This window comes from Neomicrococcus lactis (assembly GCF_014200305.1).
In the GTDB taxonomy this organism is placed as follows: domain Bacteria; phylum Actinomycetota; class Actinomycetes; order Actinomycetales; family Micrococcaceae; genus Neomicrococcus; species Neomicrococcus lactis.
The window spans coordinates 397,365-423,032 of record NZ_JACHBL010000001.1 but is presented as its reverse complement, the minus strand read 5'-3'; the positions used below and the strand labels follow the sequence as shown (position 1 = coordinate 423,032).

Annotated in this window: 16 protein-coding genes; 8 read left to right on the top strand and 8 right to left on the bottom strand. The window is 59.8% G+C overall.

Going from position 1 to position 25,668, the window contains the following annotated elements:
• The first annotated feature begins 53 nt into the window (after positions 1-53).
• Positions 54-2,741 (top strand): DNA gyrase/topoisomerase IV subunit A, encoded by a 2,688-nt coding sequence (locus tag BKA12_RS01995; protein WP_183640287.1) that lies wholly within the window; start codon positions 54-56, stop codon positions 2,739-2,741.
• 67 nt (positions 2,742-2,808) lie between these two features.
• Entirely contained in the window at positions 2,809-4,299 is a 1,491-nt protein-coding gene (locus tag BKA12_RS01990) for a TIGR01777 family oxidoreductase (protein WP_183640286.1), read from the top strand.
• Here BKA12_RS01990 and cydC read toward each other — a convergent pair.
• The 3 genes from cydC to BKA12_RS01975 are packed head-to-tail and all read right to left on the bottom strand — an operon-like array spanning position 4,292 to position 10,511.
• A complete protein-coding gene (gene cydC, locus BKA12_RS01985; protein WP_183640285.1) occupies positions 4,292-7,816 on the bottom strand; it encodes a thiol reductant ABC exporter subunit CydC in 3,525 nt (1,174 codons plus the stop codon). The genes BKA12_RS01990 and cydC overlap by 8 nt on opposite strands.
• A 10-nt stretch (positions 7,817-7,826) precedes the next feature.
• Entirely contained in the window at positions 7,827-8,870 is a 1,044-nt protein-coding gene (gene cydB, locus BKA12_RS01980) for a cytochrome d ubiquinol oxidase subunit II (protein WP_183640284.1), read from the bottom strand.
• Between the two features lie 48 nt (positions 8,871-8,918).
• On the bottom strand, positions 8,919-10,511 hold the full coding sequence (locus BKA12_RS01975; RefSeq protein WP_183640283.1) for a cytochrome ubiquinol oxidase subunit I: 1,593 nt from the start codon (positions 10,509-10,511) through the stop codon (positions 8,919-8,921).
• Positions 10,512-10,705: 194 nt separating this feature from the next.
• On the opposite strand from BKA12_RS01975, the gene BKA12_RS01970 reads away from it, so the two are divergent.
• The gene (locus BKA12_RS01970; RefSeq protein WP_183640282.1) at positions 10,706-11,077 is read left to right on the top strand and encodes a BlaI/MecI/CopY family transcriptional regulator; all 372 of its coding nucleotides are present in this window, start codon (positions 10,706-10,708) and stop codon (positions 11,075-11,077) included.
• A gap of 11 nt (positions 11,078-11,088) precedes the next feature.
• Complete coding sequence (locus BKA12_RS01965) at positions 11,089-11,949, top strand: M56 family metallopeptidase (RefSeq protein ID WP_183640280.1); 861 nt, start codon at positions 11,089-11,091, stop codon at positions 11,947-11,949.
• A 19-nt stretch (positions 11,950-11,968) separates the two neighbouring features.
• On the opposite strand, the gene BKA12_RS01960 is transcribed toward BKA12_RS01965, so the two are convergent.
• Positions 11,969-14,065, bottom strand: coding sequence for a DNA gyrase subunit B (locus BKA12_RS01960; protein ID WP_183640279.1), 2,097 nt, complete (start codon positions 14,063-14,065; stop codon positions 11,969-11,971).
• Positions 14,066-14,359: 294 nt separating this feature from the next.
• Between BKA12_RS01960 and BKA12_RS01955 the strand changes: the two genes are divergently transcribed.
• Positions 14,360-14,584: a DUF7455 domain-containing protein gene (locus tag BKA12_RS01955; protein WP_183640277.1), complete on the top strand. Its 225-nt coding sequence runs from the start codon at positions 14,360-14,362 to the stop codon at positions 14,582-14,584.
• Positions 14,585-14,827: 243 nt separating this feature from the next.
• Here the strand turns inward: BKA12_RS01955 and BKA12_RS01950 are convergent, their stop codons facing one another.
• The 4 genes from BKA12_RS01950 to BKA12_RS01935 all read right to left on the bottom strand — a co-directional run bounded on the left by BKA12_RS01950 (position 14,828) and on the right by BKA12_RS01935 (position 20,152).
• Entirely contained in the window at positions 14,828-16,285 is a 1,458-nt protein-coding gene (locus BKA12_RS01950) for an RNA polymerase sigma factor (protein ID WP_183640275.1), read from the bottom strand.
• 259 nt (positions 16,286-16,544) lie between these two features.
• Positions 16,545-17,669 carry a DUF4192 family protein gene (locus BKA12_RS01945; RefSeq protein ID WP_183640273.1) on the bottom strand — a complete coding sequence of 375 codons (1,125 nt, stop codon included), beginning with the start codon at positions 17,667-17,669 and terminating at the stop codon, positions 16,545-16,547.
• Positions 17,670-17,776: 107 nt separating this feature from the next.
• Positions 17,777-19,150, bottom strand: a complete 1,374-nt coding sequence (locus tag BKA12_RS01940; RefSeq protein WP_183640272.1) for an MFS transporter — start codon at positions 19,148-19,150, stop codon at positions 17,777-17,779.
• 60 nt (positions 19,151-19,210) lie between these two features.
• Complete coding sequence (locus BKA12_RS01935) at positions 19,211-20,152, bottom strand: proteasome assembly chaperone family protein (RefSeq protein ID WP_183640270.1); 942 nt, start codon at positions 20,150-20,152, stop codon at positions 19,211-19,213.
• 277 nt (positions 20,153-20,429) lie between these two features.
• Between BKA12_RS01935 and BKA12_RS01930 the strand changes: the two genes are divergently transcribed.
• From BKA12_RS01930 to sucB, 3 genes are all read left to right on the top strand, one after another.
• On the top strand, positions 20,430-21,956 hold the full coding sequence (locus BKA12_RS01930) for a leucyl aminopeptidase (protein WP_183640268.1): 1,527 nt from the start codon (positions 20,430-20,432) through the stop codon (positions 21,954-21,956).
• A gap of 227 nt (positions 21,957-22,183) precedes the next feature.
• Positions 22,184-23,563, top strand: coding sequence for a dihydrolipoyl dehydrogenase (lpdA, locus tag BKA12_RS01925; RefSeq protein WP_183640267.1), 1,380 nt, complete (start codon positions 22,184-22,186; stop codon positions 23,561-23,563).
• Positions 23,564-23,695: 132 nt separating this feature from the next.
• Complete coding sequence (sucB, locus tag BKA12_RS01920) at positions 23,696-25,567, top strand: 2-oxoglutarate dehydrogenase, E2 component, dihydrolipoamide succinyltransferase (protein ID WP_183640266.1); 1,872 nt, start codon at positions 23,696-23,698, stop codon at positions 25,565-25,567.
• Positions 25,568-25,668: the final 101 nt, after the last annotated feature.

Genomic DNA, 25,668 nt, shown 5'->3' with positions numbered 1-25,668 from the left:
CTAAGCCAAACGCTCGGTGAGCGCGCTAGAAACACTAAGGACTGACGCAGTTTATGCCTCGAGGCAAGAACCAAACTCCCCTGGAAGACTTTGACGAGCACATTGTTGACATCGATGTCACTTCCGAAATGGAAGAGTCCTTCCTCGAATACGCCTACTCGGTGATCTACTCGCGAGCGCTCCCAGACGCTCGCGACGGCCTCAAACCAGTACAGCGCCGCATCCTCTACATGATGTCTGACATGGGGCTTCGTCCCGACCGCGGTCACGTCAAGAGTGCCCGCGTGGTAGGCGAAGTGATGGGTAAGTTGCACCCTCACGGCGATGCCGCCATTTACGACGCCATGGTGCGCATGGCCCAGCCCTTCGCACTTCGCTTGCCACTCATCGACGGCCACGGAAACTTCGGTTCCCTCGACGACGGCCCGGCTGCACCGCGTTACACCGAGACCAGGCTTGCCCCCGCCGCGATGGCGATGACGGACTTCCTCGACGAAGACGTGGTGGATTTCGTACCGAACTATGACAACCAGCTGACCCAGCCAGAGGTCTTGCCGGCTGCCTTCCCGAACCTCTTGGTCAACGGCACCACCGGTATTGCCGTGGGTATGGCCACCAACATGGCGCCCCACAACTTGGGCGAAGTGATTTCTGCGGCTCGTCACCTGATCGATCACCCGGACGCCACGTTGGCGGACATCATGAAGTTCATCCCCGGCCCGGACCTTCCGTCCGGCGGCATCATCGTGGGGCTGGACGGCATCAAGGATGCGTACGAGACTGGCCGCGGCTCTTTCAAAACGCGAGCCAAGGTGGAACTCGAGCAAATCAGCGCTCGCAAGTCCGGCCTAGTAGTCACTGAGCTTCCGTACAACGTGGGTCCTGAAAAGGTCATCGAGAAGATCAAGGACGCGGCGAACGCCAAGAAGCTGACCGGCGTTTCTGACGTCATCGACCTAACGGACCGCAAGAACGGCCTCCGCTTGGTCATCGAGATCAAGAACGGTTTCAACCCCAACGCCGTCCTCCAGCAGCTCTATAAGCTCACGCCGCTCGAGGATTCCTTCGGCATCAACAACGTGGCCCTCGTGGACGGCCAGCCCCAGACCCTCGGCTTACTTCAGCTGCTCACGGTCTATGTGGAGCACCGCATCACGGTGGTCCGCCGCCGCACCAGCTACCGCTTGGGCAAGAAGAAGGACCGCCTCCACTTAGTGGAAGGTTTGTTGCTCGCAATCGTCGATATCGACGAGGTCATCCAGATCATTCGTGCTTCGGACGACTCCGCAGCAGCCCGCGCACGGTTGATGCAGGTCTTCGACCTCACGGAGGTCCAGGCTAACCACATCCTCGAATTGCGCTTGCGCCAGCTCACCAAGTTCTCGCGCATTGAGCTGGAGAAAGAGCAAGAAGAACTCACGAAGGCCATCGAAGAGCTCGAGTCAATCTTGGCTTCGGACGTGCTCCTTCGCGAAGTGGTCTCCAACGAGCTCGCCGAGATCGCCAACCAGTTCGCGACCCCACGCCGCACGGTCCTGCTCAAGAGCGCGGAATCGAAGCCGCTCAAGGGCACCATCATGCCGGACCCGGTCAGCACCAGTTCCAAGGCTCCGTTGACCCTCGAAGTCGAGGACACCCCGTGCTTCGCGTTGCTCTCCGCCACGGGCTTGCTCGCCCGCACGCCGGACCGCACTGAGCTGCAGTCCAACGGTCCGCGCGGTCGCCATGACGTCATCCTCTCGGCCGTCCCCACGAGCGCTCGCGGAGAGATCGGCGCCCTCACCAATACGGGTCGCCTTATTCGCCTCCAAGTGGTGGACATGCCGGTTCTGCCGCCCACGTCCTCGTCCGCGTCGCTCGCGAGCGGCGTTACGGCAAGCGAGTTCGCGGCCCTACCGAAAACGGAACGCATCGTGGCTCTAGTGAGCCTGACAGAGGTCTTCGCGATCGGCACCAAGAACGGTGTCGTCAAGCGAGTCATCCCTGACTACCCGCTCAACCGCGACGACTTCGAGGCCATTACCCTCAAGGACAACGACGAAGTCGTCAACGCGGCTCCCGCCCCGGACAGCGCTTCGCTGCTCTTCGTCACGAAGAACGCACAGCTCCTGCACTACTCCGCGAGCTTGGTTCGCCCGCAGGGTCGCACCGCAGGCGGCATGGCCGGCATCAAGCTTGGCGACGGCGATCAGGTCATCTTCTTCGGCGCCGTCAATGCGCTGAGCGATGAGTCGGTAGTCGTCACGATCGCTCAAGGCACCGGCGGCGCTACCTCCGCCAAGATCACGCCGCTCGCTGACTTCCCTGCCAAGGGTCGCGCCACGGCAGGCGTCCGCTCGCATCGCTTCGTCAAGAACGAAACCGAGCTCGGCCTCGCGTGGGCGGGCCCCGGTCCGGCTCTCGCGTCGAGCGAAGCCGGCGTGGCACGCGTGCTCCCCACCGAATTTGGCAAGCGCGACGGCTCTGGCGTCCCGCTGAACCAGAAGGTTGACATCGTGGGTCCCCCGTACGACGCCGCCGTCCCCGACTTCGCCGCTCCCGGCGAGGACACCGAGGATGCGAACGCCACGGGAACCAGCGCCGTCGCGCCTTCAGCGGCCAGCGCAGCCACTGTGAGCCCGAGCTCCGAAGAAAGCCCCACGACAGCGAGCAAGGCCCGCGTTGGGCGAGCAGCGCCGTTGTCCTCTAAGCCATTCTCAGGAACCCCGGAAGTAGAAGAGGACGGATCCACGCTGTTCTAAGCAGTGATCGCTGATTTACTCAGGCGGCTCGCTGTTGAACCGGAGCTTAATCTGAGAGAGTTAGGGCATGGTTCACTTTGAACACCGTGCCTTTGTCCAGCAAGATCCCGAAACTGTCTTCGCGTGGTTTGCGCGCGAAGGCGCACTTCAGCGCCTGTTTCCGCCGTTTGGAGGTCACGTTGTCTCCGCACCTCCGGCGGGCCTGGCGGTAGGTTCTGAGGCTCGTCTGCTTATTGCGGCACCTGGAATCACCGGCACGGCTGCGAGCGCTGTGGGTGAATCCGTCGCAGCGATTGGTAAGCGCTTTGGCTTGCCGAAGCGGTGGACGCGTCCCGAGGTCTCATGGACTGCTCGGCACACGGCGCTGGATGCTCCGCGCATGTTCCGAGATGAGATGACGTCCGGTCCGATGAAGTCTTGGGTGCACACGCACAGATTCACCGCTCAAGATGGCGGGACTCAGCTGCTGGACGTAGTGGATTTCGAGCTTCCTGAGGTCCTCCCTTCCGCGCTGAAGTCCTTCCCTGAAGGCGTTCTCGAAAAGGAGCTGCGCCGCACGTTTGCCTACCGAACGCGGCAGGTGTGCGACGACCTCGCGTTCCACGCACGTTACGCGAACTCGCCGCGATTGCGCATCGGCATCACCGGCGCGAGCGGCTTCGTGGGTGCACCGCTGAAGGCGCTCCTGACAAGCGGCGGGCATACCGTCCATGAGTTCAAACGCGGCATCGATTGGGATCCGGAACGTGAATTCATGGATCTGGATGTGGTGCGCTCTGTGGATGTGATCATCCATCTCGCTGGGCACCCAATCGGCGGGCGCTTCACGGCCGAGGCCAAGCAAGAAATTCTGGATTCCCGCGTCAAGGGAACCCGCACAGTGGCTCGTGCACTCGAAGCGGCCTCGGCAGATGGCAAGAAACGCGCGCTCATCGCTTCGTCCGCTATTGGCTTCTATGGCGCGCACCCGCATCAAGAACAGCCCGACGGCGAAATCTCGAGCGCCGAAACTGATCCCGCGTTGCTGACCGAATCCCATGGAGCGGGCCACGACTTCTTGGCTGAGGTCTGCGCTCAGTGGGAGGCCGAGGCTCTCGCTGCAGCCTCTGACACTGTCCGCGTCACGGTCCTTCGAACCGGCCTAGTGCTCTCCCCCGATGGCGGCTTGCTCTCGCGTCTCTTACCTTTGTTTGCGGCGGGAGTCGGCGGACCGACGTCGAAAGGCGCCTGGTACTCCTGGATCAGCCGTGACGATCTCATTTCCATGTACGCGCACGCAGCGCTCACGCCGGATCTCCTTGGCGTCTTCAACGCAGTGGCCCCGGAACCTGTCACGAGTGATGAGTTCGCTCAGACATTGGGCAAGGTCTTGCACCGTCCCGCGAAGATCCCCACCCCGTCGTTCGGTCCACGACTATTGCTGGGCGCCGAAGGTGCGGACGAGCTAGCGTTCGCGAGCCAACGAGTCTCCGCCGCGAAGATCGTGGACACCGGATTCCAGTTCCGCCACCCCACGGTGGAGTTCGCCCTCGAACACGTATTGGGTGCTGTTAACTAGCGCTCACACGTTCAGCAACGGGCGCACCGAGTACGGAGCGCTTGTCCCCTGCTGCGGCCAGTGATTCGTCATGGGTCACCATGATCCACAACTGGTTCTCGTCGAGTTCGCGCAGGTTCGCGATCATCTGATGTCCTTCGTTGTGCCCTAGGTGCGCCGTGGGCTCATCGAGGATCACCACGCTGGAGTGCGCCAACAAAGCACGCGCCACAGCCAACCGTTGCCGCTGCCCGCCGGAGAGCTGATTGCCCTGCGCGCCGGTCCGCGTCCGAAGCCCCGCAGGCAACTCGGCGAGCCACGGCCCCAGCCCCACACGCTCCAACGCGCTGGTCATCTCATCTTCCGTTGGTGCATCGTCGCGTTCCCGTGCCAAGGCAAGGTTTCCAGCCAGCGTCGAATCGAACACGTGGGCCTCTTGAGGACACCACGCGAGTGACGTCAAGCCACTCGCGTCTCCCGCGTAAGGCTCGCCCCACGTGCCGTTTGATTGCAGAAGGTAGCGGCCGCCGTCGTACTTCAAAAATCCGAGGAGCACTGCAATGAGCGTCGATTTTCCGGAGCCAGACGGGCCGGTCACGGTCCACCATTCGCCCGGTGCGAGCGTCGCGGAGACGGGTGCGAAGACGGAGTGGTTCATGCCGGGATAGCGCGCCGAGAGGCGGTTGACGGTGAGTCCGTCCACGCGTGGTCGCTCGGCGGTGGCACTTTCAGCGACGACGGTTCGGGCGGAATCTGCCAGCAATGGCGCGGTCCGGGACCATACGGATTGCACGGTTGGCCAATGCCGGATGGCATCGACGGCAAGCTGGAGCGGTTCGGCCAGCGCCAGCACTACGAGGGTGGAGAGCGCCGCAAGCCGCGGATCCACGTTGGCCGTGGCACACAACAGTGCGGTGACAAGGGCAAACAGTCCAGAAAGTACGACGACGCCAGCTTGCGTCACGCCGTCAGCTCGCGCCGCAGTGCGCTGATTTTGGTAATCCCGGTCCGGGTCGCCGGCGACGTAGGCCGTCGCGGGACGCTCCAGACCGTTCGCCGAAATTTCCGGTGTGGCCGACTGAATCGCGGCGTAACGACCCATCAGCTGGGTACGGAACGCGGTGACTTGTGCGGTCGAATTCTTCTCGGAGCGGTACACCACGAGCGGCAAGACCATGAAGCCCAGAACCACAAAGCCGATCACCGCTGGTAGCGCGCTTGGCGTCAGCACGCCGACGGCAATGAGCATCGCGAGGGCGGCGATGGCTGCCGACGCCACGGGCGTGACCGCACGCGGGAGCACGTCCCGCAGCTCGTCGACGTCGCCAATGAGCCGTTCGGCTGCGGCGCCGGAATGAGTCAGGCGCTTCCAGTTGACGATGTTGTTCGCGAGGGCGTCCCACAGCTTCACGCGCAGGTTGGCGCTCCATCGCAAGATCTCATCATGAATGGCCAAGCGTTCGAGGTACTTGAGGACCGAGCGGGACAGGCCGAAGAAGCGCACACCCACAATCGCCACGAGCAGGTACATGACCGGCGGCTGCTGGGACGCGTACACAATGAGCCAGCCGGAGACTGCCGACAGCGCAGCGGCTGCGAGGACGGCGAGCGCGCCGTAAAGGGAACCAAGGAGGAATCGCGTGGACATCAGGGAGCGCCACGGGAACTTCGGGGTGGCATCGCCTTTTTCTGTGGCTGGCTCGTAGTGCTGCTGAGCGGGTTGGTTCGGGATGTCTACGGCGGTTACTTCAGAAGCTGGCAGCTCCGCAGCGTGCAACGCAATGAACTCCCCGTTGGCGACGTTGAACTGGGCACCGAGGGCTGTGGCGAGCTGGGCGTCGTGGGTCGCAGCAACCACGGTGCCCTGAGAAGCCAGCTCCACCACGAGTTCGCGAATAATGTGCGCGCTCTTTTTATCGAGGTGCGCGGTGGGCTCATCCAAGAGATACATCGCGGGCTTCCCCTGCTGGTTGTGAAGTACCAGCAACCGGGCAATGGCCACCCGACGCTGCTCTCCTGGGCTCAACTCGCTGATGGCTTGTTCAGGGTCAATGACAAGGGCCGCACGTCGGAGGGCCGTCGTCATTTCTGGTGTGGTCAGCGAGCGCTGCGCGTAGAACTCCAGCTCCTCTCGCACCCTCGTGAACGCGAACCGCGGGGACTGCCCCGCGAAGTGCACGTGTGCGTTCCCCATCTCGACATCGCCGGCCAGGTCCGTCTCGCCGTCTGCACGAATGAGCCCGGCGAGCACATGCAGGATCGAGGATTTTCCACTGCCGCTGCCACCCCACAGCGCCAGCGACTCCCCCGCTCGCACTTCAAAGCTCACGGGACCCACTGCAAGCGCGGATCGTTGCGCGTAGCGGATTCTCAGATTCTTGACCCGTACGACGACGCCGCTCGGCATAGTGCCCTGCTCGCCGACAGTGGGGTAACGATTAGCGATGGGACGATCCGCAAGGCTCGTGGCGCGAGCATAGGCTTCTGCTCCGTCTTCGCTCGCGTGAAAAGCGGCGCCGACGTTGCGGAAGGCGGCGAAGCATTCGGGGGCAAGCATGAGAGCGACGAGTCCGGCTTCAAGGGTCATCTGACCGTGAACCAACCGGACGCCGATGAAGACCGCAACGATGGCCACCGAAATTGTGGCGATCAGTTCCAGTGCGAAGCTCGAGGTGAAAGCAGCGCGCAGCGTGCCCATCGTGGTCTTGCGGTACTGCCGAGACACATCCTCGAGCGCGGCACGCTGAGTGTCGGCGCGTCGAATACCGACCAACACCGGTAGGCCGCGAGCCAGCTCAATCAAGTGGTGCGAGAGGCGCGCGAGTCCTTCGGCGGATTCAGCGACGCGCTGCGCCGTGTGCCGGCCGATCAGGATCATGAACAGCGGCACCAACGGAATGGTCAGCGCAATGATGAGCGCGCTCACCCAGTCTTGGATCAGAATCCACGCGCCGACGAATGCGGGGACGATCAGCGCGAAGACGAACGCTGGGACGTAGTCAGTGAAGTACTTATCGAGTGCGTCTACGCCGCGGGTGGCAAGAGCAATTTCGGCGCCTTCCGAGCGCGGAAGTTCGGATGTCTCGCTGCCCTCAACGTTGGCGGCGTTCGACTGTGGTTCACTCACGCGGCCGGAGTTGAGGCGGCGTTGGAGCACGCGGGTACGAAGATCCTGTGCCACCGTGGTGGATGCGCGACGGGCAACAATAGGGCTCGCGAATGCCGACACCGCTTGCGCCGCAATTGCACATGCGGCGATCAGCAGGGTCGGTGTGACGTCGAGGATTTCCTGCCGAGCGAACGTGGCCACCACGTGCGCCAATGCGCTCATCAGCCCAATCAGTCCGGCCGCCTTGAGGACGGCCAGCACTCCGAGGGCTACGGCTGCCCGACGAACATCGGGTCTTGCCATGAGTTCTCGTTGTACTGACCGGCCGCGAGCGCGGATGGCGTCTTCTTGTGCGATTTGTGCGCTAGCCGCGTCAGCAGTCTGATCCTTTTCGAGGTCCGCTAGTTGGTCCGCTTTTACATCCGCCACGGGGTGGGAGTCACTTCGCTTTCTGAAGCACTTCGACAATGGGTTCTACGGCGTGGGCCTCAGGAATGTGCCGCTCGCTCACGCGCTTGCGGAACACCCAGTAGGTCCAGCCCTGATAGGCCAGCACGAGTGGCACACCGAATGCAGCCACGATGCTCATGAGTTGCAGGGTGTAGGGGCTGGAAGATGCGTTGTCGATGGTCAGATCGAATGCTGCGTCCAGCGTGGACGGCAGCACCACAGGGTAGGCAGCCCAGAAGATGGCGGCTGCACCGGCCACCAGGAACAGGGCCAAGGAAACGAACGCCAGCCCTTCCTTGCTACGGCGAACCAGCAGCCAGGCTGCCACCAGCGCCACTACGGCGACGGCCAGAGCCAGCCACGGGAGCAGCTTCTGGTTCTGAACCACCACGAGGATGGCCCACGCGGCGAGTGGCAATAGTCCAAGTGGCAACCAGACGCTCAAGACCTTACGAGCGCGCACTCGAAGATCGCCGTCCGTCTTGAGCATGACGAACGCCAGCGCGTGGATGAGGCAGAACGCCACTACGGCAATTCCTCCCATGACCGCGTAACCATTCAGCCATACGAATGGTCCGCCCACGCGGTCGCCGTTCTCGTTCAAGGGCAAGCCGGTAGTGGTCAGTGCCAACATCGCGCCGACACCGAACGCTGCCACGAAGGAGCCACCCGAAAGCGCCACCGTCCACAAGCGCCGAGTCGCTTCGCGGTGAGCCTTACCGCGGTACTCGATCGCGACGGCTCGGAAGATGAGACCCATCAACACGAGCGTGAGCGGGATGTAGAGCGCCGAGAACAAGGATGCGTACCAATGTGGGAACGCGGCGAAGGTGGCACCACCTGCGGTCAACAACCAAACTTCGTTGCCGTCCCAGACCGGCCCAATGGTGTTCAGCAAGACGCGGCGCTGACGCTCATCCTTCGCAAAGGTACTCATCAACATGCCTACGCCGAGATCGAACCCCTCAAGGAAGAGGTACCCAATCCAGAGCACGGCGATAACAACGAACCACAGAGTAGGTAGAAATTCCATAACTGATTCCTCAACTAATCCTGAACCGATGTGTCTTGTGCGCCGCGATTAGTACGCGAAAGCCAGCACATCGTTGTCCTGTTCGTCATTGTTCTTCGTGCCTTCCGAGCCAGACTTCTGGGCCAGCTCAGGCATAGCGGACGGAATGCCACCGCGGACGTAGCGGAACAACAGCTTGACCTCCACTACCAAGAGCACCAGATAGATCAGACCCAACCCGATCAGCGAGAACAGCAGTTCTCCAGCTGTCACACCGGGTGACACAGCAGCGGCCGTGTACATGAACACCTGATCCACGCCGGACATCGATGGGTTCGGCGCTACCACGAACGGCTGGCGACCCATTTCGGTAAAGACCCAGCCGGCCGAGTTGGCGGCGAACGGCGCCAAGATGCCGAACACTGCGAGGCGGGAGATCCACTTGTTGTTGTAGACCGTGCCCTTGCGGGTGGTCCACAGAGCGATCGCGGCGGCCACAGCTGCCATGCCACCAAAAGTGATCATGAGGCGGAAGCCCCAGTACGTCACTTCCATGACCGGCAAGTAGTTGATCTCTTCGCCAGCGCGCTCGCCGTAGATGGGGTCGTTCGGCAAGTGAGTGCCGTACTTTTCCTGGTACTCAGGAAGGAGCGAGTTCACGCCGCGGACAGGAGTCGTGAAGTCTTCATGCGCCAAGAAGGAAAGCAAGCCAGGCAACTCGAAGACCGCCACGATGTTGGAGCAATCCGTTTGGCCCTTAGCCGAGAGATCGCCCACAGCGAGGACAGAGAAGCCGGTGCCATCGTGACAGGCGGCCTCAGCCGCGGCCATCTTCATCGGCTGTTGCTGAATCATAAGCTGGGCTTGAGCGTGACCGCTGAAGGCAACCCCCGTGAACGCGACCATCGCCACCACTGCGCCGATCCGCAAGGACTTGATCCACACTTTGTAATCCGTCTTGTCGCGGGCTGCACCGAGTTTAGGGGCTTCACCCACTACTACGCGGCCTTCGGCGTCCACAGTGTCGATGCCCTCCGCGCGGCGACGGTACAAGTGGTACCAGGAGATACCCAAGAGGAAGCCACCGGCCACAGCGAAGGCGCCAAAGATCGTGTGAGGGAAAGTCACGAGCGCCGTGTTGTTGGTGAAGACCGCCCATGCATCGGTCATGACGGCGCGTCCGTCCTGAATCTCAACACCTACCGGGTGCTGCATCCATGAGTTCGCAACCAGGATGAAGTACGCGGACAAGATGGTTGCCAGTGAGGCTGCCCAAATGCACGCGAGGTGAACCAGCTTCGGGAGTCGGTTCCATCCGAAGATCCAGAGGCCCAAGAACGTGGACTCCACAAAGAAGGCCAACAGTGCTTCCATAGCAAGCGGTGCACCAAAGACGTCGCCCACGAATCGCGAATATTCGCTCCAGGCCATGCCGAACTGGAACTCCTGCACAATGCCGGTGGCCACACCCATGATGAAGTTGATGAGGAAAAGCTTGCCCCAGAATTTGGTCATCCTGAGGTATTCAGGCTTCTTCTTCACCACCCACGCGGTCTGCAGGCAAGCCACCACAAATCCGAGGCCAATGGTGAGCGGCACCATCAAGAAGTGGTAGACGGTGGTGATACCGAATTGCCACCGTGCAATCTCTAAGGGGTCCATCAACAGACCTTTCCAAGGAAACGATTCGCAGGCAAAAGTTCGCGAAAAAAATGGGAACGTCGTTGTTCTACAGCCCGTAGAACTCAACTTCTACCCACTGTAGAACAATTGGCGAAATAACGCTAAAATGGATGAAGACATTGCGGCAGCTACACCAATCGCTGCCATCCATCGAATGTCATTAAGGAACTTGTGTGACTAATCTCGGTGAACTCGAGCGCTCAATCATGGACCTGTTATGGGCTACTTCCGGCTCTCTCACAGCCAATGATGCTCGCGACGCGCTCGCTCAGTCTTCCGGCGTTGACGGCAAAGAGTTGGCCGTCACCACGGTACTGACCGTGCTCTCTCGTCTGGAGAAAAAGGGATTCGTCTCGCGCGAACGCCACGTTCGACCACACCGCTACCGCGCCATTCAGTCCCGCGAAGAGCACACCGCTGATCTCATGAGCCAGGCTTTTGACCGGGCCGTTGACCGCGAAGCCGTGCTTGCTCGCTTCTTGGGAACCATGTCTTCGGATGACGCGGAAGCTCTCCGTCGACTCTTGAACCAAGAATCCGCATAGCGTAGTCACTTATGCTGCTCGCAGCCTCGATCATGGGCGCCATCGCTGTCGCTCTTGCATGGCCTGTTCCCGTGCTACTTTCTCGAGCGAAATGGCCGTCCCGCTTTCCCGCACTGGCAATGGTGGCGTGGCAAGCCGTCGGTTTGATCGGTGGCATCACCATGATCGGCGCGGGTCTAACGTTCGGCGCATGGCCGTTTGTCAACCGTAGCCTTCAATCAAATGTCTGGTTGGTGACGCTGAGCCACTTCGCTCTAGCGTTCAGCGTTTTCTTGGGCCTGCATTTGATTTTGACCTTGGTCATGACGTGGTTCCGCATTTCTCGCAAGCGTGTGCGTCACCGCAATCTACTGGCGCTCCTGAGCGAACCGAGCGACATCGCCCCTAACGCACTCGTCATCCCCCACGACTCCCCCGTTGCATATTGCGTCCCAGGCTCCAGCCGCTCCCTCACGGTGCTCTCACGCGGTTTGATTTCCACGCTCAGCTCCAACGAGATTGCCGCCGTCGTAGCCCACGAGCGCGCTCACTTGACCCAACGCCACGATCTGCTGATCTTGGCTTTTGAATCCTGGCATCGCTCGTTGCCATGGCTCCCTACCGCCCGCCTCGCGCGTACCGCGGTGAGCGAACTGATGGAAATGCTGGCCGACGATGCCGCGCTTCGCGAAGTCTCGCGCACGGATTTGCTGCGCGCGCTGGCGGCAACCATTCAGTACTCTGACGGTCAGATTTCCCCGGAGGACGACGACGCAGCTCGCCTCGAGCGATCCATTGCCGGACACCCCAATTCGGCCGAGCGCGATGACGCCGGTATGCCTCAAGAAGTGGTCAACTCGCGCCGTTTGACGCGTTTGCTCAACGCCTCCTGACTCGATTGGCCAATGCCGCCTAGGCGTCGATGCTGTCGCGATCCACTCGGTCTGCACCCGTGATGATGAAGTCCTTACGAGGCGCTACGTCCGAGCCCATGAGCAGTTCAAAGATTCGCTCAGCTGACTGCGCATCCGCAATGTTCACGCGACGCAACGTGCGGTGTCGCGGATCCATCGTGGTTTCAGCAAGCTGCTGCGCATCCATCTCGCCCAGACCCTTGTAGCGCTGGATAGGCTCCTTGTACTTCTTGCCCCGCTTTTCAAGATCCGCCAACACCACGTGAAGTTCCTTCTCACTGTAGGTGTAGACCATCTCGTTGGCGGTTGAGCCATGGTTGATCACTTCAACGCGATGCAACGGCGGCACGGCTGCGTACACGCGGCCAGCTTCCACCATCGGTCGCATGTACCGGAAGAACAAGGTCAGCAGCAGGGTGCGGATGTGAGCGCCGTCGACGTCGGCGTCCGTCATCAAGATGACCTTTCCGTAGCGCGCTTGGCTGATGTCAAAGCTACGGCCTGAACCTGCACCGACCACCTGGATCAGCGCTGCACACTCGGCGTTGGAGAGCATGTCGCCAATGGACGCCTTCTGAACATTCAGGATCTTGCCGCGGATGGGCAAAAGCGCCTGGAAGTCTGAAGAACGCGCGAGCTTCGCGGTACCCAGCGCGGAGTCACCCTCCACGATGAACAGCTCGGAATGGTCCACATCGTTGGAACGGCAATCGGCCAACTTGCTAGGAAGCGTGGACGATTCAAGAGCCGTCTTTCGGCGCTGCGTCTCCTTATGAACGCGCGCTGAAATGCGCGACTTCATTTCGTTGACGACCTTTTCCAGCAGGACAGCGCTTTGAGTCTTGTCGTGTTTGCTGTTCGAGGTGAGCTTGGCGCCGAGCTCTTGCTCCACGACGCGCGAAACGATTGCTCGCACGGCAGAGGTGCCAAGAATTTCCTTGGTCTGACCCTCGAACTGAGGCTCAGCAAGACGAACGGTGAGCACGGCGGTCAGACCGGCTAGCGCGTCGTCTTTTTCGATCTTGTCATTGCCGGCTTTGAGTCGCCGAGCGTTTTGCTCGATGACCTTACGCATGATCTTGAGCAGACCTTGTTCGAAGCCAGCTTGGTGTGTTCCACCCTTAGGGGTAGAGATGATGTTGACGAACGTCTTGACGTTGGTGTCGTAGCCAATGCCCCAACGCATCGCGAGGTCTACTTCGCAGACTCGTTCCACGTCCGTGATCTTGCTGCGGCCATGTTCGTCCATGACAGGCACGGATTCGTGGAAGGTCCCCGAGCCGTGGAAACGCCACGTATCGGTGACTGGCGTGTCCGATGCTAAGTACTCGACGAATTCTGAGATGCCCCCGTCGTGGTGGAATTCCTCGTGGCGCGGCAAATCTGCAGGCGCGTTGGCGCGCTGATCATCAATGGTGATGCGCAGGCCAGGAACCAAGAAGGACGTCTGGCGAGCGCGGGCCTGGAGGTCAGCGAGGATGAACGCCGCGTCCTTGGTGAAGATGTCGCGGTCTGCCCAATAGCGCACCCGAGTACCAGTGACGCCGCGCTTGGCACGACCCACCACATCGAGTTCGCTCTGGTTCTCAAACGGCTCAAACGGAGCGTCTGGGCGCGCTTTGCCGGAATCCTTGAAGCGACCTGGCTCGCCACGGCGGAAGGACATTCCGTAGGTCTTACCGCCGCGATCCACCTGCACGTCGAGGCGCGTGGACAGGGCGTTGACCACGCTGGCGCCAACACCGTGAAGACCGCCGGAAGCGGTGTAGGAGCCGCCGCCGAACTTGCCGCCGGCGTGGAGCTTCGTGAAGACCACTTCAACGCCGCTCAGTCCGGTCTTGGGTTCAATGTCGATCGGGATGCCACGGCCATCATCATGAACTTCAACGGATCCATCCGCGTGCAAGATGATGTTAATGGACTGGCAGTATCCGCCGAGGGCCTCATCAACAGCGTTGTCGATGATTTCCCAGAGACAGTGCATGAGGCCGCGAGAGTCCGTGGAGCCGATATACATACCGGGCCGCTTACGGACGGCTTCGAGCCCCTCGAGTACGGAGAGATGTCTCGCCGTGTAGTCCGAGTTCGATGCCACGTTTACGCTCCTTCACTGACCGGGAACTTCCATGAAACGAATTCACACGCCGGGTTTTGGCTGTGCGATCCGGAAAACTCCGCGCCCGTCAGTCTATCGTTGCCCCAAATTCGGGCCTTGTTGGCTCGCCGCCCCATTGCATTTGAGTCTCCATTTTGTTGCAAGATGAACACTTTGAGGTGCTATGAGTCACCTTTGATTGCAGTTTCGTACGCATTCAGCGAACTTTTGCCCGAAATGCGAATAAAGCGGACAGAAGACTGGTTACATGGGTACATCGAAAAGGAGGTCGCCATGACGGCAACAATTGCACACCGAGAACTGACTGGTTTGGATCGCTGCGATCGATGCGGTGCGCAGGCTTACGTTCGGGCCGTGTTGGAGTCTTCCGGCGGAGAGCTACTCTTCTGCGGACATCACGCACGGGCTGTTGAAGCGAAGCTTCGCCCATTGACCATCGAGTGGCAAGACGAGACACAGCGTCTTCACGAAAAGCCAGCTCTCGTCGACGCAGAGTAAGAAGTAGCACCGCTCTTCTGAGTGACTGAGACTTTCGGGGTTGTCCTACCGGCAAGGTAGGGCAACCCCTTCACTTTTAACCGCCCTCGCGCACAAAGCGCACCTTTCACGCGAGAAACGAGTGCTGACTCCAGATTCGAAGTCATCTAGACGTGAACGACTTGAATACAAAAACAACCGGTCCCCTGTATGGGAGGACCGGTTGTTTTACTTGAGTCTCAGTGCCGTGGCACAGACAGTTTCTTAGTCAAGGTAGTCGCGAAGTACTTGCGACCGCGAAGGGTGACGCAACTTGGACATCGTCTTCGACTCGATCTGCCTTATGCGCTCACGGGTGACGCCGTAGACCTTTCCGATTTCGTCTAAAGTCTTAGGCTGTCCGTCGGTGAGGCCGAAGCGCATTGCGACTACGCCTGCTTCACGCTCAGAAAGCGTGTCAAGCACGGAGTGCAACTGCTCCTGCAGCAAGGTGAAGGACACAGCATCAGCTGGGACAACGGCTTCGGAGTCCTCAATGAGGTCACCGAACTCGGAGTCGCCATCTTCGCCCAGAGGCGTGTGCAAGGAAATTGGCTCGCGACCATACTTCTGAACCTCGACAACCTTTTCAGGCGTCATGTCCAGTTCCTTTGCCAACTCTTCTGGGGTTGGTTCGCGACCCAAGTCCTGAAGCATCTGGCGCTGCACGCGGGCAAGCTTGTTGATGACTTCCACCATGTGGACCGGAATACGAATGGTACGAGCCTGGTCAGCCATCGCGCGGGTGATCGCCTGACGGATCCACCACGTTGCGTACGTGGAGAACTTGAAGCCCTTGGTGTAGTCGAACTTCTCAACTGCACGGATCAAACCGAGGTTGCCTTCCTGGATCAAGTCCAAGAAGAGCATGCCGCGACCGGTGTAACGCTTTGCGAGCGACACAACGAGGCGAAGGTTTGCTTCAAGCAAGTGGTTCTTAGCGATCTTGCCGTCGTGGATGATCTGTTCAAGATCCCAGCGATGACGCTTCTCGGCGTCGTCTGGCAATTCAGCAAGCTTGTGCTCTGCATAAAGGCCCGCCTCGATGCGCAAGGCAAGATCAACTTCTTGCTCTGCGTTCAACAAGGCAACCTTGCCGATCAACTTCAAGTAGTCCTTGACGGGGTCGGCAGTTGCGCCGGACACCGTGACCTGAGCTACGGGAGCATCGTCGTCAACGTTGGAGATGACAAAGCCGCCACGCTCTTCAGCGCGAGAAGCCTGAACTTCCGAAGACTCTTCGTCTTCGTCGTCCTTCTTGTCAGAATCCTCATCGTCAGCGGAGTCGTCGTCGGCAGCAACGTCCTCTACATCTGGGACGTCGGCATCATCGATGACTTCTGGCTCGGCGTCTTCGTGGACGTCCTCTACAGTTTCAGTTACTTCGACGTCGTCCGCAACAGCTGGAGCTTCAGCCTTCGTGGACTTACGACCACGCTTAGCAGCTGGCTTTTCAGCAGCATCCGCCGTCGCTGCCTTGGCAGTCGTCGACTTAGCGGCCGTCTTACGAGTGGTGGTCTTCGCAGCAGGCTTCTGTGCGGCACCTTCATCCGTTGCCGCGGTACCCGCAGCTGAAGCTGCAGCTTCCTTGTTCTTACGTCGCGTGATTGCCGACTTTTGTTGAGGCGTCAGTTGCGATTCGTCGACCTGTTCAGCGACTGTCTGCCGGGTCTTAGTTGGCACGAATAACCTTTCTCGCGAGCGTGCGTGGCGTCACAATAGGGGTAACACCACTATGACCCTGTCAAGTCCGCGCCGTTGCACATGGCAACTACCGACTGAAGGGTCTGACATATTGCAACGCCTCAGTCGCAAGGAATGTTCCCGAATTCACGAAAGATTTTCAGAAAATTCCTTGACAAGCACGAACCCAACCGGGTCTGCGGCTTAAAGTCTCTCACGAAACTACGAGATTACGTGAACTGAAGACACGTAACGCTAGTTACTTATTTCCGCGCCACGCTTGGCCAGGCTCTGTCACCCAGTGCGGTTGATAACCGGAAGCAACAATGTCCTCCATGAGGCTCGCCAAGGAATAGTTCTCATCATTCTTGAGAGCTTGTTGGGCAATGGCAAGAGCGCTGCTACCCCGGCCCCGCATCCAGTCCACCCAGCTGAGAATCGATAGCAAGGCTGTCAGCTCCCGCCCTTCAGCCGCGGACAGCATCTCTTGTGCCAGCTCCGCGCAGCGGTCCACTCGATCCCAACGCGGAGTTCCGCTTCCGAGTGCGCTCGTGGTGGCCATGGCATCCAGATACGTGCAATCTTCGGCGAGGTCATACGGCATGAGGGATGCGAAGTGCCGCACGTCACCATCAGAGACCAAGAAGGAGGTCATGACGGCATCTCTCACGTGAATATCATGCAGAGAAGCCAGCAGTCGCCCCAACACTTCGGGCCGTTCTTGCAAACGGACGAGCGAGGTCATAAGCGGCAGTTCTTGATATTCGAGCCACAGCAGCAAGATCTCTGCCCGCTCGAAGTCAAAGACCCCTTGTTGCACGAACTCTGCCACGTGACGCCGTACCGCATCACGGCGTTGCCAGATCACTCGCGAGCTTGGCACCACTGGCCCTTCTGTTGGCGCGCTACCCCGCACGATGTTGTGCAGGTGAGCTTCATGGAGATTGATCAATTCAAGTTTTTGGGCCTCGGCGAATTCGCAATATCCACGCTGGCATTCACCGTGGAAACACGTCAGCGTGAACCACGCTTCAGCAGTAACGAGCCAGGTGTCCACCACCCGCACATCATGATCCACAAAACTGTGGGCCGCGGCGGCAACGAGACGGGCCGCGTCCGAGCGCTCGGAGTAGGCAGCCAAAAACACTCGGGTCATAGAAGAGACCGCCGTGACCTTGTCCGCGACCGCCTCAAAATAGTCGAACTCTGTCACGCCTCCCGCGTCAGGAGCAGGCAAGTCGACTCGGGCGGTGGCGAGCCAGTGGTCGTCCGTAGCAAGGACCACCACGAGTGACTCGGCGGGTTGAAAACGAAGCTGATGTGGAATGGCGGCAAGAATTCCTGCCGCGTCAGTAATGCGAAGAACATCTGATGGAGTAGTCATGACTCCAGAATTCCCGCATCACTGGACCACAGATTTCGGAAAGACAAGAAATGTGGACGAGCTGCGGCGTCGTCCTCAAAAAATCTAATTGTGGGTGACGCCGCAGCCTACATATGGCGGCGCTTGCGCTGGCGACGCTGGAGGTAGCCAGCGTAGATCAGGCGATGCAACGGCTTAATGGCGACGCCGTCTTCTTCCACCATGCGGGATCGCACGCGTTTGCGCAGGCGCCACATGAAGAACAGACCCATGAAATAGGGAATGTAGAGGAAGGCGAACGCCATGCGGAAGCTGTCCAGCGTGTAGAGCGGAGCGTCCGGACCGGAGGCCGCCCGAACGAGGTCGAGCACCACGCCAATCGCACCAATGCTGAGCAGTGCACCCAAGAAGCCGCCAACGTTCACCACGCCCGTGGCGGTGCCAATGATGCGTGGAGAGTTGAAGCTGCGCGCGAAGTCGAAGCCGATCATGGACATTGGGCCACCCACGGCCAGAGCCACGAACAAGATGATGAGCAATGCCAACGGCGCCTTACCCGGCCACAAGATGACGGCAGTCCACGAAAGGATCGAGAACCACGCGCTGCCAAGCGCCATGGTGGAGCGGCGGATCGGATAGCGCGCCGTCAGCGATCCAACGACGGGACCGGCAATGAAACCCATGACCACAAAGATGGACAGCAGCCCAGAAGCCGCGGCCGGATCCAAGCCTTGCCCGGCGACCAAAAACGGATAGCCCCACGCCATCAACACCACGTGCAGACCAAAGCTTGTGGTCCAGTGCGTCCAGAATCCCAAGCGGGTGGCAGGTTCCCTCACCGCGCCGGACAGCATGGTGCGGACCTTGAGTCGAGGACCCGAGATCCCTCGAGCGGCGCGCACTTCCGGCGGCATGTCTCGAATCAAGGAGAACGACAGAATGACGGCCAGTAGCGACAACGCAGCGAGCGACAAGAACGACGACGTCCATCCCGCCACATGCAGGAAGGCAGCAAAAGGAACCAAGGACAAGAGCTGGCCAATTTGGCCCACCATGCCGGTGACTTGGTTCAACACGGGAATGCGTTTGTTGGAGAACCAGGCCGGCAGCAAACGCAGCACGGAAATAAACGTCATGGCATCGCCGGCGCCTACCAAAGCGCGGCCCACATAGCCCAAGCTCACATGATCAGCGACGGCCAATACGGTCTGACCGGCGCACATCAACGTCGCGCCAGCAGTGACCATGAAGCGTGGCCCAAAACGGTCCACGAGAATTCCCACCGGGATCTGCATTCCGGCATAGACCAGATATTGAAGCACCGTGAAGACGGAAAGAATCGCGGCGCTCGCGTGGAAGCGCTCGGTGGCGTCAAGACCCGCCACGCCAAAGCTGGTGCGCTGCGTGACAGCCACGAGGTACGCAAAAACGCCCGCGCTCCAGACAATCCAGGAGACGCGGGTATCTAAGTATTTTTTGGGGCCCGAACTCTCGATGCTCATGCGGCACTCCCACTCAAGGAGGAAACCAACGGAAGCCATACGAAGCTCTGGCTGATAGCGCTAGGCCGTGTGATCGCCGTCGTGCTCTGGAGACGGATCGCTCTTCCGCTCTTCCAATTCGAGCCGAAGGAACTCTGAAGCCGCAGCTGCGATGGACTCGCCGTCTGGAACTTCGCCGCCTTCGAGGAGCAACGACTGAGTACGCATGCCTTCGCGATGCGAATCGAATTGCTCTTCAATGTTTTGGACCATTGCTTGAATCTCGGGGCTGGCTGCAACCTGCTCCGCGATCTTTGATTCAACGTCCCGCCCCTGTTCACGCAATTCATCGGTAGGCAACGCCAAACCAAGCGCCGCCCCCATGTACTCTAGACCGCCCAATGCGGCTTTCGGATACTGGTTATCTGATAAGTAGTGCGGCACATGCATTGTGAAGCCGATGGTCTTTTTACCGTCAGATTCGAGCGACACCTGGATCACTTGAGACAAGGATGCCGGGACCACGATGGGCGTTGGCCACTGTGGGGCGCCACCGTCCGGAGCAGCAGAGTTGCCGTGAACGGTTCCCGTGATAGGACGCGTGTGCGGAACCGGCATCGGGACAGCACCCAAGAACGCCGTACGGTTGATGCCCAAGTTGTTGTGCAACCAAGACATGGCCGCACTAACGCGCTCCCAGTGCAGGCTTGGCTCCGGTCCGGAAAGGACCAAGAAGTCACGGCCCAAACCATCCGTCAATGCGTCAATAGCAATGCGGTGGGGTGCGTAATCAACGAACTGGCCGTTGTCGAACGTAATACGAGGTCGCCGAGACGTATGGTCAATCAGCGAGTCCGCGTCAAAAATAGCTACATTTCGAGCCGGCAATTCGTCCAAGAGAGTTTCGCGAATCTGAGAGAGCGCGTGACCGGCATCCATGTGCCCATCAAGAAGCACCAACATGTCGAGGTTTTGACCGCGAAGGGTCTTCGCCACCTGCTCATCCACTTTTACAAGATCCATCGGATCCATAAGGCACCTCCTTGTCGATACTCGCGTGCGCGCATTCCAGTAGTAGTTCAACGTCTGGAATTCGAAATACATTCCATTCTAGTTGGCTGACGTCTCCCCCCGCCTGTGGCGTTGCTCATTCACGATGGTTTCCGTCCCGCAATCGGCGCGCATTTCCGCAAGAAGTGCTGAATAAATGTAAGGTCGACTTAACTGTGATGCAGGCAATTAATGGACGTCGTGGCTAGGCCACGCACTTTCCGAGATGTAGATAGAAGGTTCACACTTCGTGAAAAAGAATTCAGACCTCACACTTTCCGCGATTTCCGCCGATCTGAAGAAGCACCGCACGGATGCTTTGGTGGTTGCGGCTCGCCAGACCGCCGAGGGCCCACAGCTTCTGGGTTCCCCCTTGTCAGCTGTCGACGCGCAGGCTTTGGAAGCTTCTTTCCGCTCCCTCGGCGTCGCCGGCAAGGCTGACGATGTGCACCGCTTGCCAAGCCTCGAAAGCATGGACGCCGACATCCTGATTGTCGCGGGCGTAGGCCGTATCAATGGCGAGCACGACGACGAACTCTTGCGTCGCGCTGCAGGCTCGGTCACTCGTCAGGTCACCGGCGTTGAAAAGATCACTTTCGCTTTCCCTGCTGACACTGTCTCCGCGGCGGCTGCCATTGCTGAAGGTGCCGCCCTCGGCGCGTACTCCTTTGATAAGTACCGTTCCGAAGCGAAGCGCGCCGAAGCTGCGAACGAAACGACGCTTCGCGAAGTTGTTGTTGCCACGAGCGCTTCCACGGACAAGGCCCTCAAGACCGCTCTCCAAGAGGTCGCGGTTGTGGCTCGCCACGTTCACGAAGTCCGCGATCTCGTGAACACCCCCTCTAACGATCTATACCCGGAAACGTTTGCACAGCACGCTGGTGACGCGAGCGGGTCGCTTTCGGTTTCCGTTGAGGTGTACGACGACGCCCGCCTCACCAAAGAAGGCTTCGGCGGTTTGATGGGGGTTGGGCGAGGCTCCGCTCGTCCGCCACGTCTCGTCAAGGTCAGCTACAACCCGCGCGGCAAACACCAGCACATTGCCATTGTGGGCAAGGGCATCACCTTTGATACCGGCGGCATCTCGTTGAAGCCTGCGTTGAACATGGACCAGATGAAGTCGGATATGGCTGGTGCTGCAACGGCACTGCACACGGTTTTGGCTCTGGCTGAGCTCAAGGCGCCGGTCCGCGCGACCGCGTGGTTGTGCCTCGCAGAAAACATGCCTGGCGGAAACGCCACTCGCCCCGGCGACGTCATCACGATGTTTGGCGGCAAGACCGTAGAAGTGTTGAACACGGACGCTGAAGGTCGCCTGGTCATGGCCGACGGCCTCGCGGTGGCGTCCCTCGAAGAACCAGACGTGCTCTTGGACATCGCTACCTTGACCGGTGCACAGCTCGTGGCTTTGGGCCGCCGCACGGCCGGCATCATGGGCGACCCCACGGTTCGCGATGGTCTCTTCCACACCGCTGAAGCACTGGGCGAAACCGCGTGGCCTATGCCGCTTCCCGAAGAACTGCGCGCAAGCATTGCGTCTCAGGTTGCCGATTTGGCCAACATTGGCGAGCGCAACGGCGGCATGATGACGGCTGCAGTATTCCTCGAGGAATTCGTTGGTGAAGCTCGTGGATCCAAGATTCCTTGGGCACACATCGACATCGCTGGTCCGTCATACAACGACGCCGCTCCGTACGGTTACACCGGCAAAAACGGAACCGGTGCTTTGCTCCGTACGCTCGTGGCATACGCCCGAAACCTCGGCTCAAAGAACTAATTCGTTAATAAGCAAGTACAAAAGTTGCCACTCATGACAGAAAAGCGTGTTGATTAACACACACAATTCCGGATTATTGAGTGGCAACTTTTGGCTGAATGCTTTGAAACTGCCGGGTAGTCAGGACTAAGGTAAAGCACGAAGTACTACGCAAATTTGCGATTCTTACCCAGAAGTCGCAATACGGCAGGGCGCGGGGCGCCCGAATATCTCAAGGGAGCGTTCTCGTGGCCGAATCGGCAGCAGAGCAGGAATTTGATCTACTCATCCTGGGTGGAGGTAGCGCTGGCTATTCAGCAGCTCTTCGCGGCATCCAGTTGGGTATGACTGTTGGACTCATCGAAAAGGACAAGTTGGGCGGCACGTGCTTGCACACCGGATGTATCCCAACGAAGGCTTACTTGCATTCCGCCGAGCTCGCTGACAACGCTCGCGAAGGCGCCAAGTACGGCATCCACACCACCCTCGATTCCATCGACTTGGCTGGCGTCCGTTCTTTCAAGGACAGCATTGTTGCTGGTAAGTTCAAGGGTCTGACCGGACTTTTGAAGATGAAGGGCGTTACCGCCATCGACGGCTACGGCAAGTTGGTTTCCCAGGACACCATCGACGTAGACGGCAAGCAGTACAAGGGCAAGAACATCGTCCTTGCAACGGGTTCCACTTCCCGTACTCTGGGCCTCGAAATCGGCGGTCGTATCTTGACCTCCACCGAAGCTTTGAACATGGACACGCTTCCTTCCTCCGCCATCGTCTTGGGCGGCGGCGTGATTGGCGTCGAGTTCGCTTCCGTGTGGAAGTCCTTCGGCGTTGACGTCACGATCATCGAAGGCTTGCCAAGCTTGGTTCCCAACGAGGACCCAGCCATCATCAAGGTCCTCGAGCGCTCCTTCAAGAAGCGCGGCATCAACTTCAACACCGGCACCTTCTTCGAGAAAGTCGAGCAGAACGAAAACGGCGCCAAGGTCACGTTGGCCGACGGCAAGGTTTTCGAAGCTGACATCGTCCTCGTTGCTGTTGGCCGTGGCCCGGTTACTGAAGGCATGGGCTTCGAAGAGCAGGGCATCCCAATGGATCGCGGATTCGTTCTTGCTAACGAGCGCCTCCACACCGGCGTTGGCAACATCTACGCCATCGGCGACATCGTCCCAGGCGTCCAGTTGGCACACCGCGGTTACCAGCAAGGCTTCTTTGTTGCTGAAGAAATCGCCGGCCTAAAGCCAACCATCGTCGAAGACATCAACATCCCTAAGGTGACGTACTGCGAGCCAGAGATCATGTCCGTTGGATACTCCGAGCCAAAGGCGAAGGAAAAGTTCGGCGACGACAAGATCGTCACCCAGGAATACAACTTGGCTGGTAACGGCAAATCCTCCATCTTGGGAACCACCGGTTTGATCAAGATGGTCCGTCTCGTTGACGGCCCGATCATTGGTGTTCACGGTATTGGCGGCCGCATTGGAGAGCAGATCGGTGAATCGCAGCTCATCGTCAACTGGGAAGCATACCCAGAGGACGTTGCCAAGCTCATCCACGCACACCCAACGCAGAACGAATCGTTGGGCGAAGCCGCTCTTGCCTTGGCGGGAACGCCACTTCACGGCTAAAACCTAGAAAACACTGGGGTGCACCTACAAGGTCGCACCCCAGTGGACTAAGCTCGAACTCAAGTTTTTATAAAAAATTCGAGCGGACCATCACTTCCGCTCTAGGTACCGCAAGAGGAGAACGGGGACGACATGTCTGAGACCGTTAATTTGCCCGCCCTCGGTGAAAGCGTCACCGAAGGAACCGTTACGCGCTGGCTCAAGCAAGTAGGCGACGAAGTCGCTGTTGACGAAGCGCTCGTTGAAGTTTCCACCGACAAAGTTGACACGGAGATCCCGTCGCCTGTAGCTGGCGTGATCGAAGAGATCCTTGTCCAGGAAGATGAGACGGTAGAAGTTGGCGCTGCGCTCGTACGCATCGGCGATGGATCCGGCGCTGGCGCCGCTCCTTCAGCCGAAGCCCCAGCTGCCGAAGAAGCTCCTGCTGAAGAGGCTCCCGCCGCTGAAGCACCAGCTGAAGAGGCTCCCGCCGCTGAAGCACCAGCTGAAGAGGCTCCCGCCGCTGAAGCACCAGCTGAAGAAGCACCTGCAGAGGAAGCGGCTCCTGCCGAGGCTCCTGCTGCTGAGTCTTCCGACAACGCTGGCGGCGCTTCTGAAGAAGTAAAGCTCCCCGCTCTTGGCGAGTCCGTCACCGAAGGCACCGTTACCCGCTGGCTCAAGGCCGTTGGCGACGACGTCGAGATGGACGAGGCTCTTCTCGAAGTGTCCACGGACAAGGTTGACACCGAAATCCCATCCCCAGTCGCCGGCAAGCTCCTCGAGATCCGCGTGAACGAAGATGAGACCGTCGAGGTCGGCGCTGTGCTTGCCGTCATCGGTTCCGGTGCAGCACCAGCAGCTCCAGCCGCTCCGAAGGAAGAAGCTCCTGCAGCTGCTCCAGCTCCCAAGGCTGAGGCTCCAGTTGCAGATGCACCTTCCACCGAGAAGGCTCCAGCTGAGCCAACCGGCCCATCCAGCGAGCCTGCAGCAGAGGCAGCTCCAGCAGCACCGGCTCCACCGGCCGCAGCTCCAGCAGCACCGGCTCCACCGGCCGCAGCTCCTGTGGCTTCCGCTGACAACAACGACTCCGGATACGTCACGCCATTGGTTCGCAAGCTTGCGTCCAAGAACAACATTGACCTCTCCACGGTCAAGGGCACCGGCGTTGGTGGCCGCATCCGCAAGCAGGACGTCGAGCAGGCAATCGAAGCGGCAGCTGCCGCTCAGAGCGCTCCCGCAGCTGCGGCGTCGTCCTCTGCAGCACCTGCAGCCAGCGCGCAGCCATCCGCAGCAGCTTCCAAGCTCCGCGGAACCACGGAGAAGGCACCTCGCATCCGTCAGGTCATCGCCCGCCGCATGCGCGAGTCGCTGGACACCTCCACGCAGCTCACGCAGGTTCACGAAGTGGATATGACCCGCATCGCGAACCTCCGCAACAAGGCGAAGGCTGGCTTCCAGGCCACCAACGGCACGAAGCTCACCTTCCTTCCGTTTATCGCAAAGGCTGTTGCTGAGGCTCTCAAGCAGCACCCGAAGGTCAACGGCGCTTACGACGAAGAGAAGCAGGAAATCACCTACCACGACGCCGAGCACTTGGCGATCGCAGTGGACACCGACCGTGGTCTCTTGGTACCAGTGATTGCCAACGCTGGCGACCTCAACCTTGCTGGCATCGCTTCCAAGATTGCAGACGTTGCAGAGCGTACGCGCACCAACAAGATCCAGCCTGATGAGTTGTCCGGCGGAACGTTCTCCATCACCAACATTGGTTCTGTGGGAGCGCTCTTCGATACGCCGATCATCAACCAGCCCCAGGTTGCGATCCTCGGCACCGGTGCAATCGTCAAGCGTCCAATGGTCATTCAAGACGCCGACGGAAACGACGTCATCGCGATCCGCCACATGATGTACCTCTCCCTCACCTACGATCACCGTTTGGTGGACGGCGCCGACGCAGGCCGCTTCTTGCAGACCTTGCGCACCCGTCTTGAGGAAGGCGCATTCGAAGCTGAGCTTGGCCTCTAAGCCACACTCGCTTTCGGATCACGTTTCGAAGCACTAAAGGATGGACTCGGTTTCTACCGGGTCCATCCTTTTTTGTGCGCTCTCCCCCGTTGCCTGACCTC